The sequence below is a fragment of the Streptomyces africanus genome (assembly GCF_030816955.1).
GTDB lineage: Bacteria > Actinomycetota > Actinomycetes > Streptomycetales > Streptomycetaceae > Streptomyces > Streptomyces africanus.
This window is the reverse complement of the sequence record NZ_JAUSYP010000001.1, coordinates 2,905,483-2,922,411: the sequence shown is the minus strand read 5'-3', so window position 1 is coordinate 2,922,411 and position 16,929 is coordinate 2,905,483. Positions and strand designations below refer to the sequence as shown.

General features: G+C 70.2%; 13 protein-coding genes, 2 tRNA genes and 1 pseudogene. 12 read left to right on the top strand and 4 right to left on the bottom strand.

Translation table 11 applies throughout. The features are described from left to right. The first annotated feature begins 93 nt into the window (after positions 1-93). The gene (locus tag QF034_RS41775; protein WP_503167798.1) at positions 94-465 is read left to right on the top strand and encodes a serine/threonine kinase C-terminal domain-containing protein; all 372 of its coding nucleotides are present in this window, start codon (positions 94-96) and stop codon (positions 463-465) included. A gap of 57 nt (positions 466-522) precedes the next feature. Here the strand turns inward: QF034_RS41775 and QF034_RS13505 are convergent, their stop codons facing one another. Beyond that, positions 523-1,983, bottom strand: coding sequence for an amino acid permease (locus QF034_RS13505; protein ID WP_307175177.1), 1,461 nt, complete (start codon positions 1,981-1,983; stop codon positions 523-525). 216 nt (positions 1,984-2,199) lie between these two features. Between QF034_RS13505 and QF034_RS13500 the strand changes: the two genes are divergently transcribed. Next, positions 2,200-2,685 (top strand): ribose-5-phosphate isomerase, encoded by a 486-nt coding sequence (locus QF034_RS13500; protein ID WP_307175176.1) that lies wholly within the window; start codon positions 2,200-2,202, stop codon positions 2,683-2,685. Between the two features lie 630 nt (positions 2,686-3,315). After that, entirely contained in the window at positions 3,316-4,125 is an 810-nt protein-coding gene (locus QF034_RS13495) for an Fpg/Nei family DNA glycosylase (protein WP_307175175.1), read from the top strand. Positions 4,126-4,150: 25 nt separating this feature from the next. Here QF034_RS13495 and QF034_RS13490 read toward each other — a convergent pair whose 3' ends face one another. After that, a complete protein-coding gene (locus QF034_RS13490; protein WP_307175174.1) occupies positions 4,151-5,407 on the bottom strand; it encodes a GNAT family N-acetyltransferase in 1,257 nt (418 codons plus the stop codon). Between the two features lie 161 nt (positions 5,408-5,568). Here QF034_RS13490 and QF034_RS13485 point away from each other — a divergent pair, with 161 nt between their 5' ends. Both QF034_RS13485 and QF034_RS13480 read left to right on the top strand, forming a co-directional pair. Then, on the top strand, positions 5,569-6,747 hold the full coding sequence (locus QF034_RS13485; protein WP_307175173.1) for a PP2C family protein-serine/threonine phosphatase: 1,179 nt from the start codon (positions 5,569-5,571) through the stop codon (positions 6,745-6,747). 30 nt (positions 6,748-6,777) lie between these two features. Continuing rightward, a complete protein-coding gene (locus QF034_RS13480; protein WP_307175172.1) occupies positions 6,778-7,239 on the top strand; it encodes an HD domain-containing protein in 462 nt (153 codons plus the stop codon). Between the two features lie 15 nt (positions 7,240-7,254). On the opposite strand, the gene QF034_RS13475 is transcribed toward QF034_RS13480, so the two are convergent. Next, positions 7,255-8,367 (bottom strand): acyltransferase family protein, encoded by a 1,113-nt coding sequence (locus QF034_RS13475; protein WP_370880942.1) that lies wholly within the window; start codon positions 8,365-8,367, stop codon positions 7,255-7,257. 694 nt (positions 8,368-9,061) lie between these two features. On the opposite strand from QF034_RS13475, the gene QF034_RS13470 reads away from it, so the two are divergent. Then, positions 9,062-9,256 (top strand): hypothetical protein, encoded by a 195-nt coding sequence (locus tag QF034_RS13470; RefSeq protein WP_031114136.1) that lies wholly within the window; start codon positions 9,062-9,064, stop codon positions 9,254-9,256. 86 nt (positions 9,257-9,342) lie between these two features. Next, positions 9,343-11,779: pseudogene (locus QF034_RS41735) on the top strand (serine/threonine-protein kinase). Between the two features lie 74 nt (positions 11,780-11,853). On the opposite strand, the gene QF034_RS13455 reads toward QF034_RS41735, so the two are convergent. Then, positions 11,854-11,924: transfer RNA gene (locus QF034_RS13455), tRNA-Gly, on the bottom strand. Positions 11,925-12,088: 164 nt separating this feature from the next. Between QF034_RS13455 and QF034_RS13450 the strand changes: the two genes are divergently transcribed. From QF034_RS13450 to clpX, 5 genes are all read left to right on the top strand, one after another. Next, positions 12,089-12,165 (top strand) — tRNA-Pro (locus QF034_RS13450). Between the two features lie 194 nt (positions 12,166-12,359). Continuing rightward, entirely contained in the window at positions 12,360-13,745 is a 1,386-nt protein-coding gene (gene tig / locus QF034_RS13445; RefSeq protein ID WP_307175170.1) for a trigger factor, read from the top strand. Between the two features lie 259 nt (positions 13,746-14,004). Continuing rightward, positions 14,005-14,610 carry an ATP-dependent Clp protease proteolytic subunit gene (locus QF034_RS13440; RefSeq protein ID WP_030240055.1) on the top strand — a complete coding sequence of 202 codons (606 nt, stop codon included), beginning with the start codon at positions 14,005-14,007 and terminating at the stop codon, positions 14,608-14,610. 109 nt (positions 14,611-14,719) lie between these two features. Beyond that, positions 14,720-15,427 (top strand): ATP-dependent Clp protease proteolytic subunit, encoded by a 708-nt coding sequence (locus QF034_RS13435; RefSeq protein WP_086560987.1) that lies wholly within the window; start codon positions 14,720-14,722, stop codon positions 15,425-15,427. Between the two features lie 182 nt (positions 15,428-15,609). Then, complete coding sequence (gene clpX / locus QF034_RS13430) at positions 15,610-16,896, top strand: ATP-dependent Clp protease ATP-binding subunit ClpX (protein WP_020271910.1); 1,287 nt, start codon at positions 15,610-15,612, stop codon at positions 16,894-16,896. The last annotated feature ends 33 nt before the right edge of the window (positions 16,897-16,929 follow it).

Sequence of the window (16,929 nt, the reverse complement as noted above, 5' to 3'; positions counted from 1 at the left end):
TCCTGAGCCCCTGGCCGCCGCCGCTGCGCCCCCCCACATCCCGGCCGCGCCCGCCGCGAGCAACGACGCACCGGCCGCGCCCAACGGCAGGAGATCACGGGCCGGACTGCCGCCGGGCGCGCACCGGGAGGCCGGAGGGTTCGCCTGGACGGCACGCAGGAACTCGTCGGCAAGTCGTCCCCGGCCCGCGGCGACCTGCTGGAGACCTGGCAGACCTCGGAGCGCAACGCCCACCAGGGCGAGGACTACCGCAAGGTCCGCCTGGAGGAGACGACGTTCCGCGGCCGTCCGGCGGTGGTCTGGGAGTACACCTTCACGCTGAAGGGCGTCCACTGGCACGCCCGCCTGCTCGGCTTCAACAGGGGCGGCAAGTCGTACCAGATCAACACCTGGTACGACTCCGGCATCGAACCGGAAGCCCTCCGCACGTACGAGAAGGTCAGGGACAGCTTCACGGTGCTGTAGACGGCAACGGAAAAGCCCCCCGTTCACCACGAACGGGGGGCACCGAGGAAGAACGGGTCAGCCGACCGAGACCTCGTCAGCGGCGGCCCGCCGCCCCCCGAGGACCTTCTCCTTCACGAAGGCGACGACGAGGACGAGCGCCGCGACGAGCAGCGACAGCAACATGGTCTCGCGTCCGTCGTGCTCGGTGTCGGTGAGCATGTAACCGAGGATGAACACGATCAGCGCGGCCGTCGCCCAGGTCAGGTACGGGTACAGCCACATCCTCACGACGAGCTTCTCGGGCGCCTCGGCCTGGATGATCTTCCGCATCCGCAGCTGGGAGAAGCAGATCACCAGCCACACGAACAGGGCGACGGCGCCACTGGAGTTCACGAGGAAGAGGAAGACGGAGTCCGGGTACTTGTAGTTGAAGAACACGGCGACGAATCCGAACGCGACGGACGCGAGGATGGCCGTCCGCGGCACGCCGTTGGCGGTGGTCCGGGCGAAGGCCTTCGGCGCGTCACCGCGCTGGCCGAGCGAGAAGGCCATGCGGGAGGCGGTGTAGAGGCCGGAGTTGAGACAGGACAGCACCGAGGTCAGCACGATGAAGTTCATGATCTGACCGGCGTGCGGAATGCCGAGGGAGTCGAGCGCGGCGACGTAGGAGCCGTCGTCGGTGATGGACTTGCTGTCCCACGGCAGCAGGGACACCACGACGAAGATCGAGCCGAGGTAGAACACGGCGACACGCCAGATGATGCTGTTGGTGGCCTTGGTGACGGCCTGCTGCGGGTTCTCGGACTCACCGGCGGCCAGGGTGGCGATCTCGCTGCCCATGAAGGAGAAGACGACGAGCAGCACACCGGTGAGGATCGCCCCGGCACCGTGGGGCAGGAAGCCCCCGTGCTCGGTGAGGTTGCCCAGCCCGGCCTGCTCACTGTCCACACCCGGCAGGAGCCCGAACACGGCCAGCCCGCCGATGACGATGAACGCGGCGATCGCGACGACCTTGATCCCGGCGAACCAGAACTCGAACTCTCCGTACGACCCGACGGAGACGAGGTTGGTGGCGGTGAGCACCAGCATCACGATCAGGGCCCAGGCCCACTGCGGCACGGCCGGTATCCACCCCTCCAGGATCACCGCACCGGCGGTCGCCTCGACCGCCAGCACGACCACCCAGAAGAACCAGTACAGCCAGCCGATGGAGAAACCGGCCCAGGACCCGAGCGCGCGGTCGGCGTGCGCGGAGAAGGAACCCGACGTCGGGTTGGCGGCCGACATCTCACCGAGCATCCGCATCACCAGCACGACGAGCGTGCCGACGAGGGCGTACGACAGGAGGATGCCGGGCCCGGCGGTGGCGATACCGGAGCTGGACCCGACGAACAGGCCCGCCCCGATGACGCCACCGATGGCGATCATGGAGAGATGCCGGCTCTTGAGCCCGGCCTGGAGCCCGGAGCCGTCACCGGGGTCTCCGGGCCCTCCGGGTTCGTTTCCTGTCGTCTTCAGAGTCGGCTGCGAGGTCATGGAACGGATTTCCTTTGCGCCGGGGAGCTGTTTGCTCGTACGAGCGGTGTACAAGCCGGTCCAGTGAATCGGAGGCGAACTGATAGGAGAACCTTTGAATCCAGATTGTTACTTGAGGTTTTCCTGAGCTTCCGTAATCCGGCTCACACTCACGTCAGGTTTTCGTGAGCGACACCCCGCGCGCCTGCCCCGAAACACCCGTGTCACACTCGTCCCATGCGCGTGTACCTCGGCTCGGACCATGCGGGCTACGAACTCAAGAACCACCTCGTCGAGTGGCTGAAGGCGGCGGGTCACGACCCCGTCGACTGCGGCCCGCACATCTACGACGCCCAGGACGACTACCCGCCCTTCTGCCTCCGCGCCGCGGAACGAACGGCCGCGGACCCCGACGCACTCGGCATCGTCATCGGCGGCTCCGGCAACGGTGAGCAGATCGCCGCGAACAAGGTCAAGGGTGTCCGCGCGGCCCTCGCCTGGAGCGAGGAGACGGCGGCCCTCGGCCGCCAGCACAACAACGCCAACGTCGTCGCCGTGGGCGCGCGCATGCACTCGCAGGACGAGGCGACGGCGTTCGTCGAGACGTTTCTCAGCACGCCGTTCTCCGGTGACGAACGTCACATCCGCCGAATCGACATGCTCGACGCGTACGAGTCGACAGGCGACCTCCCTCCCATCCCACCCCACCACCCCCAGCAGTAGACCCTCCGCGCCCCCGCCCCGGCATGACCCGTGGGAGGGGCCGGGGCAGGGGCTCCAGCGTCTGAACCGACGTGGGGGTACGGCGCCCGAGCCCTGCGCGGGGCCGAGCCCAGCGTGCTTCAGCCCAACGAGGGGATGAGTACCCGAACCCACCACGGCCGTTCAGCGCATCCGAGCCGATGCGAAGGGCCAGGGCATCTGACCCAGAGGCGGCGGTCCAGCGCATCCGGGCCCGACGCAGGCGTCCGGAGTGTCTGGCCCGAAGCGGTCGCCCGGCGCGCTCCGGCCTGATGCGGAGGCGAGGGGCGTAGCCCCCGTGGGGTGCAGGGGCGGAGTCCCGCGAGGGGGTGCAGGGGCGGAGTCCGCGGGGGTGCAGGGGCGGAGCCCCGCGAGGGGTGCAGGGGACGCAGTCCCCGCCGGGGCCCGGGGCGGAGCCCCGGGGCTTTTCGACTCCAGCCTCCTTGAGGAACTGCTTCGGGTGGGTGGGCGGGAAAGCTCCCCTCGGGGTCCGGGGCGGAGCCCCGAGGCGAGGTCAGCCTCTTGACCGGCCGAGTCGGGTGGGCGGGTGGGAAACCCACACCCCAGGGCGGCGCCCCGCGCAGGGAAAGGCGACGATCACAGGAGAACCCCATGCCAGAAGGCCACACCATCCACCGACTGGCCCTCGACTACGCCGCCGCCTTCCTCCGCACAACCCCCCGCGTAACCAGCCCCCAGGGCAAGTTCACCGCCGCCGCCACCCTCCTCACCGGCACGGAACTCACCCACACGGAAGCCCACGGCAAACACCTCTTCCTCGGCTTCCGCACCACCGACTGGATCCACATCCACCTCGGCCTCTTCGGCAAGGTCACCTTCGCCCCCACCCCCGCACCCCCACCCACCGGCACCGTCCGCCTCCGCCTCGCGAACGACACCACCTGCGTCGACCTCCGCGGCCCCACCACCTGTGCCCTCATCACACCCCCGGAGAAGCAGGCGATACACGACCGCCTCGGCCCCGACCCCCTCCGCGACGACGCCGACCCGGACACCGCGTACCGCCGTATCTCCCGCAGCCGTACGACCATCGCCGCCCTCCTCATGGACCAGAAGGTCGTCGCCGGCGTGGGAAACGTCTACCGTGCGGAGGTCCTCTTCCGGCACCGCATCGACCCGTACCGCCCCGGCAAGGACATCACCCCGCCCGAGTGGCACGCGATCTGGACCGACCTGGTCGAGCTCATGCACGAGGGCGTCCGCACCAACCGCATCGACACGGTCCGCCCGGAACACACCCCGGAGGCGATGGGCCGCCCACCCCGGGTGGACGACCACGGCGGCGAGGTGTACGTCTACCGCAGGGCCCACCAGCCCTGCCACATCTGCGGCGGCGAGATCCGCACCGCCGATCTCGCCGCCCGCAACCTCTTCTGGTGCCCGACCTGCCAACGCCCCTGAAGAGCCAGGTCCTTGAACCCCGCTCTCAGAACCCGTGCGGCAACCACGGAGCCGCCATCCCGCTCCCGAACGCCAGCGACGCCTCCGCCAAGGCCCCCGGCCGCACCTCCCGCACACGCCCCGCCGCCCCCAGCGCCCCGAGGCTCACCCCACCGAGATACGCCGCCCCCAGCTCCCGTACGGACAAGGCGACATCCGCCGCGTCCGCCGTACGCTCACAGGACGCCCCCTTCGCATCCCCGCTGAGCCGCCAACGCCCGGCGTTCCAGGGACAGAACGCGTCCTCCACCTCGAACACCACGTCCACCGGCGTCTGATACGTCCGCGCCTCCAACGCGGCCCCGACATCGACCGGCCGTACGTACAGCGAATCCCGCAACCGCGGCTGACACCGCCGTATGTCGGACACCAGGTACTGCCACGCGTCGTCGACCGGCCGCCCCCGCAGCACCAGCGTCGACGTCAGGTCGATACCGAACAGGAACCGCAGCAGCGCCGCGTCCGCCGCGGGATCCAGCGCGGCCGAGTTCTCCAGTGTCACCGTGCCGTTGGCGCCGGTGAGCTCCCAGCCCGGCTTGACGCGGTACCGGGCGTACCCGACCGTCTCCCCGTCCCGCTCGGCGAGGACACACTGCAGCGGCGACGCCCCGTTCCGCTCGCTCTCCGGATCGAGCACCCCGACCCGCTCCCAGCCGGGCTGCCGCGCCAGCATCCCCGGCCGCGACGGCACCAGCCGCGCGTACACCGCCTCGCACACGTCGAGGACATCGGCGGGAACGGCGTAGCGCAGGCGTACGTCGTCCGTACCCGCCGGCAGCGAGGCCAGCCGCACCCGGCTCTTGTCGATCTCGGTGTTCAACTGGAAGGTGGCCGCGCCGTATCCGAACCGGCCGTAGATCGCCGGCTCGGAGGCCGTGAGCACGGCCAGCGGCTCGCCCCACGCGCGGACGTCGTCCAACTGCCGCCGCATCATCGACGTCAGGACACCGCGCCGGCGGTGCGTCGCGGCCACGCTCACCATCGTGACGCCCGCGGCCGGCACCGAGGCCCCGCCGGGCACGGTGAGCCGGAAGGAGAACGCCCCCGCCGTCCCCACACAGGCGTCCCCGTCCCAGACACCGAGCGAACGGTCGTACTCGGTCAGCGAGTCCCACAACTCCCGCTCCTCCGCGGACTCGGGCACTCCGCCGAAGGCGCGGATGAGGGTGTCGTACCACTTGTCCCAGTCGTCCCGCCGAAGCACCCGGGGGGTCGCCGCGGAGCCGGCCGTGTCAGTCGCCATGGCCCATGCCTACCAGGGCACTGCGGGACGAGCGAGGGAATTTCCCCCGGCCGGAGACAGGCGGCGCACCGTGAAGTTCGCTGTGAAGTCGGCCCTCGGACGGGGGACAAGTAGGACCTCCCGTGCCAAGTGGCCGGTCCGATGGATAGGGTCCCGAACTAATGGCAGCAGGACGAGAGCGGCGCGCGGAAGCCGAGACGTTCACGGCCCGGTTGAAGAAGCAGTGGCACCGGGCCCGCGTCGGCGTGCGCCGAGCCGCCGTGGACTACTTCCGCGGCGACGGCTCGGACTGGATCGCCCTGGCCGGTCTGCTCCTGATGGTTCCGGTGATCGCGGCGGCGACGCTGGCGAACTCGGTGTGGTTCTCGCCGGCCGCGCTGGTCCTGCCGGTCGTCGTGGGCGGCCTGGTGCTGCGCCCGGCGAGCCTGCTCGGCCTGTACGCGGCGGCGGCCACGGCGCTGATCGTGGAGTCGGTGCGGCTCGGCCCCTACACGGAAGGCCCGTCCAGGGTCACCCCCGGTGTGGTGCTCGTGGTCGCGGCCTGCGGTTTCTTCGGGCTGCTGCTGGCCCAGTTCCGCAGCCGGGTCGGCGTGCCCTGGCGGCGCGGCGGCACCATGCTGTTCGACCTGCGCGAACGCATCCGGGTGCAGAGCAAGCTGCCCGGCCTGCCGGACGGCTGGCACCGGGAGATGGCGCTGCGCCCGGCGGGCGGCCAGTCCTTCTCGGGCGACTTCGTGGTGGCGGCGCGCACCAACGGCGGCCGTACGCTCGAGGTCGTCCTCACGGACGTCTCCGGCAAGGGCATGGACGCGGGCTCCCGCGCGCTGCTCCTGTCCGGCGCGTTCGGCGGCCTCCTGGGCTCCCTCCCGCCGCACGCCTTCCTGCCGGCCGCGAACGGCTATCTGCTCCGCCAGGACTGGGACGAGGGCTTCGCGACCTCCATCCATCTGGTCCTCGACCTCGACTCCGGCGACTACGAGCTCTACTCCGCCGGCCACCCGCCGGGCCTCCAGCTCAGCGCGGGCAGCGGCCGCTGGGAGGAGAAGGCGGCCGAGGGCCCGCTCCTCGGCGTGTACGACGGCGCCCAGTTCGACCCGGTGAAGGGCACGCTCCGCCCGGGCGACGTGCTGATGCTGTTCACGGACGGCCTGGTGGAGACCTCCGACCGCGACATCGTCGAGGGCATCGACCGTCTCACCGGCGAGGCCGACCGGTATGTGGCGGGCGGCTTCCACGGCGCCGCCTGGCACCTCATCGAGGCGGTGGCCAAGGACGTCAACGACGACCGGGCGCTGCTGCTGATCTGCCGGGAGGGCCCGACGGCCGCCGCGGCCCGCTGACGTGCGCTGCTCCCGGTGCACACTGGTGCCGTGACCGAGACACCCCGCACCCCGCTGACCCTGGCCCAGGTGGAGGCCACCGCCCGCGCCGCGCACGCCGGCCAGACCGACAAGGCCGGACGGCCGTACGCGGAGCATCTCCAGGCCGTCGCGGAGGGCGTGCGGGCGCGGGGCGGTGACGAGGAGCAGATCGCGGCGGCCTGGCTGCACGACGCCGTCGAGGACGACGCGCTCTCGCCCCGGTGGCTGCGCGAGGCCGCGCTGAGCAGCCGTACCAAGGACATCGTCCTCGCGGTCACCAAGCGGGCCGGAGAGCCGCCCGAGGCGTACGCCGCGCGCATCCTCGCCACGCCCGGCGCGCTGCTGGTGAAGGAGTCGGACTTGGCACACAACGCGGACCCGGCACGCCTCGCGGTCCTCGACGAGGCCACCCGTAAACGACTGACCGAGAAGTACTCGCGGATGCGCGCACTTCTCGGTCTCGTCGGATGAACTCGGGCAGGGGCGTCAGGCGTTGACCTTCTCGCGCTCGCGCTCGCGCCGCTCGGCGCTCTGGCGCTCACGGGCGACCTCGGCCGCGTCCCGCTTGAAGGCCCACTCCATCTTCGGCTCCATCGCGAACCGGAAGACCCGCCGCACCGGCTTGGTGCACAGCACCGTCACGACGGCGGCCGCAGCGACGGTCACGGCGATCTCGCCGAGCGGCCGGTGCATCCACGCCGGCTCGAACCAGCCCTGGTAGTCACCGGCCTTCACCAGGAAGCCGTGCAGCAGGTAGCCGTAGAGCGTGCCGGCGCCGAGGGCGGTGAACCACATGTGGCGGCGCGGCACCCAGGCGAAGAAGCAGGCGGTCAGCACCAGGGAGCAGCCGAACATCGCGAGCACCATGACCGGGCCGGTCCACCACGGCGCGCCCAGCTCCTGCGCGGCGTCCCGGTGGTAGAACCACGCGGTGTTCATGCGCGGCACGGCCCACCAGCTGACGGCCAGCGCGGCGGCGAACACGGGCACCGAGGCGATCCGCACGGAACGGCGGCGCACCATGTGGAAGTGCTCGGGCTTCATCACCAGGCCCAGCACGAAGAACGGCAGGAACTGCAGGACCCGCTGGAGGTCGAGGTCGTCACCGATCTCCGGGCTGACGGTCGCCAGCATCGCGAGGCCGAGCGCGAGCGGCAGCGGCCAGCGCGCCATCTTCCAGATGGGGGTGGTCAGCCGCCAGACGAACAGCGCGACCAGGAACCAGGTCAGGTACCAGGGGTCGAGGAGGCTGATGTCCTGCCCCGGGTCGTCGTCGATCCACCGCTTGAAGAGCGGGTAGGCCGTCTCGAAGACGATGTACGGCACGGCCACGCCGGTGATCAGGCGCTTGAGCCGGTCGGGCCGCATGTCGAAACTGCGCGAGAAGTAGCCGGAGATGATGATGAACGCCGGCATGTGGAACGCGTAGACGACCTGGTACGCGGCCTCGAGTACCCGGCTGTCGCCCTTGAGCGGTTCCCAGGCGTGGCCCATGGCGACCAGCACGATCGCGAGGTACTTGGCGTTGTCGAAGAACGCGTCGCGCTGCTTTCCGTTCTGCTTCTTCTGGGGGTTCTGCGGCGAGCGCGGGCTCGGCACTCCGTCGGCAGAGGACTGTGCCGGGGGAAGTGGCGCCCTGCGGTCGCCGTTCGGTCGCAGCGAGTTCGTCACAGACCCTCCCACCAGGAGCTCGGGGAGACGATCCGGGACCTCGCTGCGCTTGCGGGGGACGAGGCAGCGTGGAACATCTGAGGCACCCTAGCGTTCCCTGCGGCTATTCGTAAAACGCCGGATGTGAATCCTGGCTATTCGCTGTGGGTACCCCGGATTTCGGGTAGTTGACGTCCTTGCTGGAGTGATGGCCAACACATCGTCGGACGGCGGACTGTGTTCATCACACCCGTCCTGCTTGTCGTGATACTTCCGGACTAAGCGGCGCATAAGACCAGCAGGCGACTCCGGCGGAATGTCCACTTCCGTGCCGCTCCGGCGTCTGCCCATAGGGCTGTTGAGGACTTGCGGGGGCAATTCGAATTAGCTGCGAACGCGTTGTGTGGACACGGAAACGATACGGTCGAATTGCCTGCGCGGGTGGCGCATCGAATTCCCGTACGAGTCCCTGCCGTTCGGCCCCTGGCCCCGGGCGGCGCGCACCGGTCCCGACACGAGTGGCGTGGTCGATCCGTCACGGGCCGCATAGCCCGGCCGGGTTGGTGGCACGATGGTCCTGGCGGGGTGCGCGGGGTTGCGTCCCCGGGCCGGGAGAGCGAACCGACCGAGGGTGTGATCAGTTGTGGCCATTTCACTGTCTGTGGTGCTGCTGTTGGCGATCATCCTTGTGGTGTTGCTGAGAGGGGGATCCATCAAGGCAGGGCCGGCGATCGTGGCGATCCTCTTCGGCTTCTTCCTCGCCTCGACCGGCATGGCCCCCTCCATCCAGCGATTCCTCAACTCGATAGCGGAGACCATCAACTCCATCAGCTTCTGACCGGGCCGCAGCCGCCGGCCCGAGGTACGTGCGGATACGCTCCTCCCCGACCAGGGGACAGTGCGTGACGGGGGGAGCGTACGGGGATGGCGCTGCGCGACTTGGACCCGGCCGAGGTGGGCGGCTACCGCATCGAGGACCGCCTCGGCTCCGGCGGCATGGGTGTGGTCTACCTGGCCCGGTCCGCCTCCGGCCGGCCCCTCGCGATCAAGGTCGTGCACGGCCAGTACGCCGACGACGACGAGTTCCGCGCCCTCCCCCAAGCTCTCGGCTCCGCTCGAGCAGGGGGGACCCCCATCGCCGCGAGGTGGCCGCAGCCCGCCAGGTCAGCGGCGCCTTCACGGCTCCCGTCGTGGACGCCGACGCCGACGCGCCGCGCCCCTGGATGGCCACGCTCTACATACCGGGCGCGGACCTCGGCACCCACGTCCGCGAGCACGGCCCGCTCCCACTGCCCCGCCTGCGCGAAGTCGCCGCCGGCCTGGCCGAGGCGCTGCGCGACATGCACCGCGCCGGAGTCGTCCACCGCGATCTGAAGCCGGCCAACGTGATGCTCGCCGACGACGGCCCCCGCGTCATCGACTTCGGCATCTCCCGCGCCGCCGAGTTCGCCGCCGCCGACGTCCTCACCCAGACCGGCCGGGATGGGGGCACCGCCCGCTCGAGCGAAGCCGAGAGTGGGGGAGGGCACACCGCCCTTCATGTCCCCGGAACAGTTCGCCTCCCCCCAGGACGTCGGCCCGGCCGCCGACATCTTCTCCCTCGGCTCGGTCCTGACCCACGCCGCCACCCGCCGCGGCCCCTTCGACAGCCCGAGCCCCTGCGAGACGGCTCTGCGGGTCGTCGAGGGCGAGCCGGAGCTCTCCGGCGTACCGGACGAACTGCTTTCCCTCATCCGCCTCTGCCTGCAGAAGCACCACAAGTCCCGCCCCACCGCGGACGACCTGCTCACCCTGCTCCGCGAGGGCGGCGCCCCCGCCGGCCACCCCCAGCCCGCCACCGACTCACCCCGGCCCCTGCGCCCCGGACCGGGCGCACGGCCGACCGAGCCCGCCGGGACGGTATGGCCGGACGCGGCGCGCGCCGAGCAGGACGAAGGGCAGCCCCACCGACCCGGCAGAGCCCGGACGGAGCGACGCGAACAGCCACACGCCCCGGCCGGGACGCCGACGCCACCGCCAACCACCACCCCGCCCCCTTCACCCGAGCCCCCGCGCCCCGGCGGCCGCCGCAAACGCCGCCTGCTGCTCGTCTCGGCCGCCCTGGCCGCCGCACTCGCCGCGGTCGTCGCCACCACCGTCGTGCTCACGCGCGGCGGCGACCCCACCCCCTCGTCCACCGCGAAGCCGGCCGACCTCCCCGACGGCTGGAAGCCCTGGACAGCCCAGGCCAAGGCCCCGCCCCAGGCCGAGCGGGTCCCGGGCCGTGGCTCCTCCTTCCAGCGCTGCACCTCCGTGGGCACGTCCCTGGTGTGCGCCGGCGCCCAGACCATGGCGACCCGCTTCGACCTCGCGGGGGGCCGCAACACCTGGTCCCGGTTCGTCGACCCCACGGCTCCGGACGGCCTGTCCGCGTCCGAGGGCGCGATCATCGGCACGGGCCACGGCCGCGTCTACGCCTACCAGGCGGACGAGCGCCGGCCGGCGGGCGGCGCCGGCCCGCTGTTCACCTACACGGTCGCCGCCCTGGCCGCCGACACCGGCAAGGTGCTCTGGCGGACCCCGACGGCCGACGGCCAGACGGCGAGCGTGCCCGACGGCGAGCAGGGCGGCGCCACAGCCGTCCCCGAAGGCGTCATCACGCTGTACGGCGACCAGGGCGAGCAGTACGCCCTGCTCGACGCCGACACCGGCAAGGTCCGCTGGAAGCGCCCGAAGCCCGAAGCCCCAGGCCGCTGACGACTGCCGACTGCGCGCCGCGGCCGAGCGCGCCTACCTGATCTGCACGAGTGGCAGGTGGCACAAGGGCACCGCCCGGACCAGCGTCTCCCGGCTCAGCGCGGCCACCGGCGAACCGAGCTGGACGGTCGAGGCGCAGGGCGCCCTGGACGTGCTCGGCCAGGCCGGCGGCCGCCTGGTGCTCGCGGACGCGATCTCGCCGGGCAGCGGCCTCACCCTGGTCGACGTCTCCTCCCGCGCGCTCACCGCCGTACGGGTCCCGGACAAGCAGTCCGACGCGTCCGGCGCGTACCTGGTCCGCGGAACCGTCTACTTCACCCGCACCAGCGGCGGCGTCAGCGCGGTCTCGCCGCGCACGGGCCGGACCCTGTGGGACAGCAACTCCACCGTGGAGCGGCCGGGCCCCCCGGCCGCCTCCGCCACCCACGTGTACGTCGCGTCCCCCAGCGGCCGACTGGCCGCCCTGGACGCCGTCACCGGCAAGGTCGAAGGCACCCGCCCCGGCCGCGACGACAGCGGCCGGACCGACAACACCTCCGGCGCCCCCCTCACCCTGGTCGGCGACGCCCTGTACGTCCCGTACGGCGAGCGCTCGGTCTACACGGTCGACGTACGGAACCTGTGAGCCCGCACACCGACCTCACAAACACCGAAGGCCCGGACAGAGGAGAACCTCTCGTCCGGGCCTTCGGCCTACAGAGCGGGCGACGGGAATCGAACCCGCGTAGCTAGTTTGGAAGACTAGGGCTCTACCATTGAGCTACGCCCGCACAGCGCGCGCCGCAGGTCGGGCGACCGCGGCACTGAAGGCATCGTAGCGGGTCGGGCCCGTCCGTCGCACACCGCATTCCCGCCGTGGCCGACGCGGCACCGGCCCCGTGGAAATGCGGCGGCCGCACCGCCTGGCGGCATGTACCCTACGTGTCGCACCAGACGGGGTGTGGCGCAGCTTGGTAGCGCGTCCGCTTTGGGAGCGGAAGGCCGTGGGTTCAAATCCCGCCACCCCGACCAGCCACCCGATCACCCTGGCGTGATCGTCTCCTGATCACTCGCGTGATCGCCTTTTGGGCGGTGTAGTCCCTGCCGTTACTATGCAAGCTGCACGCCCGTGTGTCTCATCGTCTGAAGTCCTCCGGGCGGCGAAATCCGCCGGGCCGCTCTGGCACCGGCAGAACCCAAGAAGTCAGCCACAAGGAGACCGAACCGTGAAGAGCGCCGTGGAGACCCTGAACCCGACTCGGGTTCGGCTCACTGTCGAGGTGCCCTTCGAGGAGCTCAAGGACAGCCTCGACGCGGCGTACAAGAAGATCAACCAGCAGGTCACGGTGAAGGGCTTCCGCAAGGGCAAGGTCCCGGCCCGGGTCATCGACCAGCGGTTCGGCCGCGGTGCGGTGCTGGAGGAGGCCGTCAACGACGCGCTGCCGAAGTTCTACACCGACGCCGTCAACGAGGCCGAGCTGAGCCCCCTGGGCCAGCCCGAGGTCGACATCACGGAGCTGAAGGACGGCGAGACGCTGAACTTCACCGCCGAGGTCGACATCCGCCCCGCGATCGAGATCCCGGACTACTCCGGCATCGAGGTCGAGGTCGACGCCGTCGAGGTCACCGAGGAGGACGTCGACAAGGCGGTCGAGGAGCTCCGTGAGCGCTTCGCCACCACCGCCCCGGTCGAGCGTGCCGCCGAGGACGGCGACGTCGTGACGATCGACCTGGAGGCCAAGGTCGAGGGCGAGGTCCTCGAGGACGGCGTCGCGGACGGCGTCTCCTACACCATCGGCTCCGGCGAGCTGCTGGACGGCATCGACGACGCCGTGAAGGGCCTGGAGGCCGGTGGCGAGGCCACCTTCACCTCCGAGCTCAAGGGCGGCTCCGCCGCCGGCAAGGAGGCCGAGGTCACCGTCAAGGTCACCCAGGTCGCCAAGCGTGAACTGCCCGAGCTGGACGACGAGTTCGCGCAGCTCGCCTCCGAGTTCGACACCATCGAGGAGCTGCGCGCCGACAGCCGCAAGCGCCTGGAGAACATGAAGCAGTACGACCAGGCCACGCAGGCCCAGGAGCGCGTCCTGGAGAAGCTGCTCGAGCTGGTCGAGGTCCCCGTCCCCGAGAAGCTGCTCGAGGACGAGGTCAACACGCGCAAGCACAACCTCGAGCACCACCAGCTCGGCCAGATGGGTCTGGACCTCGCGAAGTACCTGGAGATCCAGGGCAAGAGCGAGGAGGAGTTCGAGACCGAGACCCGCGAGGCCGCGGTCAAGGGCATCAAGACCCAGTTCGTCCTCGACGAGCTCGTCAAGCAGGAGAAGCTCAACGTCAACCAGGAGGAGCTCACCGAGCACCTCATGCGGCGTGCGGCCTCCTCCGGCATGTCCCCCGACCAGTTCGCCCAGGCCGTCGTCGAGGGCGGCCAGGTTCCGCTCCTGGTCGGCGAGGTCGCCCGCGGCAAGGCCCTGGCCGTCGTGGTCGAGAAGGCCACGGTCAAGGACACCAACGGCGAGATCGTCGACCTCGACGACGAAGAGGACGAGGGCACCACCGAGGCCTCCGCCGAGGAGACCCCGGCCGAGACCGCCGAGGAGAAGACCGAGGGCTGAGCCCCCGGGCACTTCGTAACGCCGTGAGGACGGGCCCCGAGACACTCAGTGCTCTCGGGGCCCGTCGCGTTACCGGCCCCCCGAGTCGCTACGCCCCCGGCGAACACTCCCATCTCCGGGATTCCCCGAAGGGACCCGCGCGTTAGGGTCCATGAATACCAGGGCAGTGGAGTCTCCGATACGGCTCCCGCCCCGCAGGGAACACGTGAGACGGCCCGGCGCCGTCGTAAGACGAGCAGGTGGATACGTGACGAATCTGATGCCTTCAGCCGCCGGCGAGCCTTCCATCGGTGGTGGCCTCGGCGACCAGGTCTACAACCGGCTGCTCAACGAGCGGATCATCTTCCTCGGCCAGCCGGTCGACGACGACATCGCGAACAAGATCACCGCACAGCTGCTGCTCCTTGCCGCCGACCCGGACAAGGACATCTACCTGTACATCAACAGCCCCGGCGGTTCGATCACGGCCGGCATGGCGATCTACGACACCATGCAGTTCATCAAGAACGACGTGGTGACGATCGCCATGGGCCTCGCGGCCTCGATGGGACAGTTCCTGCTCAGCGCGGGCACCCCCGGCAAGCGCTTCGCGCTGCCGAACGCCGAGATCCTCATCCACCAGCCCTCCGCCGGCCTGGCGGGCTCCGCCTCCGACATCAAGATCCACGCCGAGCGGCTGCTGCACACCAAGAAGCGCATGGCCGAGCTCACCGCCCAGCACACCGGCCAGACGGTCGAGCAGATCACCCGCGACTCGGACCGCGACCGCTGGTTCGACGCGTTCGAGGCCAAGGAGTACGGCCTCATCGACGACGTGATCCCCACGGCCGCCGGTATGCCGGGCGGCGGCGGCACCGGGGCCTGAGAGGTCCCCACGGGGCCTGTGGCGCCCCGTGAGGCCCACGGAGCCCTCCCGGGCCCCCGAGACCCCAGACAGCCCCAGCCGACCGCCTCAGCCCTTTTCAGGAGACACCGTGAACCAGTTCCCCGGCAGCGGGATCTACGACCGTATGCACGCCGTGCAGGACATGCGCGCCGCTCAGGGCGAGTACACCGGCCCGCAGGCCGAGTCCCGCTACATCATCCCGCGCTTCGTCGAGCGCACCTCCCAGGGCATCCGCGAGTACGACCCGTACGCGAAGCTCTTCGAGGAGCGCGTGATCTTCCTCGGCGTCCAGATCGACGACGCCTCCGCCAACGACGTCATGGCGCAGCTGCTGTGCCTGGAGTCGATGGACCCCGACCGTGACATCTCGGTGTACATCAACAGCCCCGGCGGCTCCTTCACGGCGCTCACCGCGATCTACGACACGATGCAGTACGTGAAGCCGGACATCCAGACGGTCTGCATGGGCCAGGCGGCCTCCGCCGCCGCCGTCCTGCTCGCCGCCGGTACGCCGGGCAAGCGCATGGCCCTGCCGAACGCGCGCGTGCTGATCCACCAGCCGTACAGCGAGACGGGCCGCGGCCAGGTCTCCGACCTGGAGATCGCCGCCAACGAGATCCTCCGGATGCGTACGCAGCTGGAGGAGATGCTGGCCAAGCACTCGACCCAGACGATCGAGAAGATCCGCGAGGACATCGAGCGCGACAAGATCCTCACGGCTGAGGACGCGCTGAGCTACGGCCTGATCGATCAGGTCATCTCCACCCGGAAGATGGACAACTCGAGCCTGCGCTGAGGCGAGAGGCTGTATCGTCTGCCGCCCCTTGGCACGGTTTGGGACGGTCCACGTCAAAGTGAACCGCGCCAAGGGGGGCCCGAACGAGGGGCCCGGCAAGGTACCGTCGGACATAAGGCAGCACCAGGAGTCCGCTTGGACGTCGGCGTCCAGGAGTCTCCCAGGCGAAGGGGAAGCACACCGTGGCACGCATCGGTGACGGCGGCGATCTGCTCAAGTGCTCGTTCTGCGGCAAGAGCCAGAAGCAGGTCAAGAAGCTCATCGCAGGGCCCGGTGTGTACATCTGCGACGAGTGCATCGACCTCTGCAACGAGATCATCGAAGAGGAGCTGGCGGAGACCAGCGAGGTCCGCTGGGAGGAGCTCCCCAAGCCCCGCGAGATCTACGAGTTCCTCGAGGGGTACGTGGTCGGCCAGGAGGCCGCCAAGAAGGCCCTCTCCGTCGCGGTCTACAACCACTACAAGCGGGTCCAGGCCGGCGAGAACGGCGGGGGGAACGGCCGCGACGACGCCATCGAGCTGGCGAAGTCCAACATCCTCCTCCTCGGTCCCACGGGCTCGGGCAAGACCCTCCTCGCGCAGACCCTGGCGCGGATGCTGAACGTGCCCTTCGCGATCGCCGACGCCACGGCCCTCACGGAGGCCGGTTACGTCGGCGAGGACGTCGAGAACATCCTGCTCAAGCTGATTCAGGCCGCGGACTACGACGTCAAGAAGGCCGAGACCGGGATCATCTACATCGACGAGATCGACAAGGTCGCGAGGAAGAGTGAGAACCCCTCGATCACGCGCGACGTGAGCGGGGAGGGCGTGCAGCAGGCCCTCCTCAAGATCTTGGAGGGCACCACGGCCTCCGTCCCGCCGCAGGGTGGCCGTAAACACCCCCATCAGGAGTTCATCCAGATCGACACGACGAACGTGCTGTTCATCGTGGGTGGTGCCTTCGCCGGCCTGGAGAAGATCATCGAGTCCCGGGCCGGAGCCAAGGGCATCGGCTTCGGCGCGCAGATCCGCTCCAAGCGCGAGATGGAGTCCAAGGACCAGTTCCAGGAGGTCATGCCGGAGGACCTGGTCAAGTTCGGCATGATCCCCGAGTTCATCGGCCGCCTGCCGGTGATCACCTCGGTCCACAACCTCGACCGCGAGGCCCTGCTCCAGATCCTCGTCGAGCCGCGCAACGCGCTCGTCAAGCAGTACCAGCGCCTCTTCGAACTCGACGGCGTGGAGCTGGACTTCGAGCGCGAGGCTCTCGAAGCCATCGCGGACCAGGCCATCCTCCGCCAGACCGGCGCGCGAGGCCTGCGCGCGATCATGGAGGAAGTCCTCCAGGGCGTGATGTACGAGGTGCCGTCCCGCAAGGACGTGGCCCGGGTCGTCATCACGGCGGACGTCGTCCAGTCGAACGTGAACCCGACGCTGATTCCGCGGGATGCGCGGGGGCGGGGGCCGGGGGAGCAGAAGACGGCCTAGTCACCCACTGCACGCGAAAGGCGCCCAGCACTT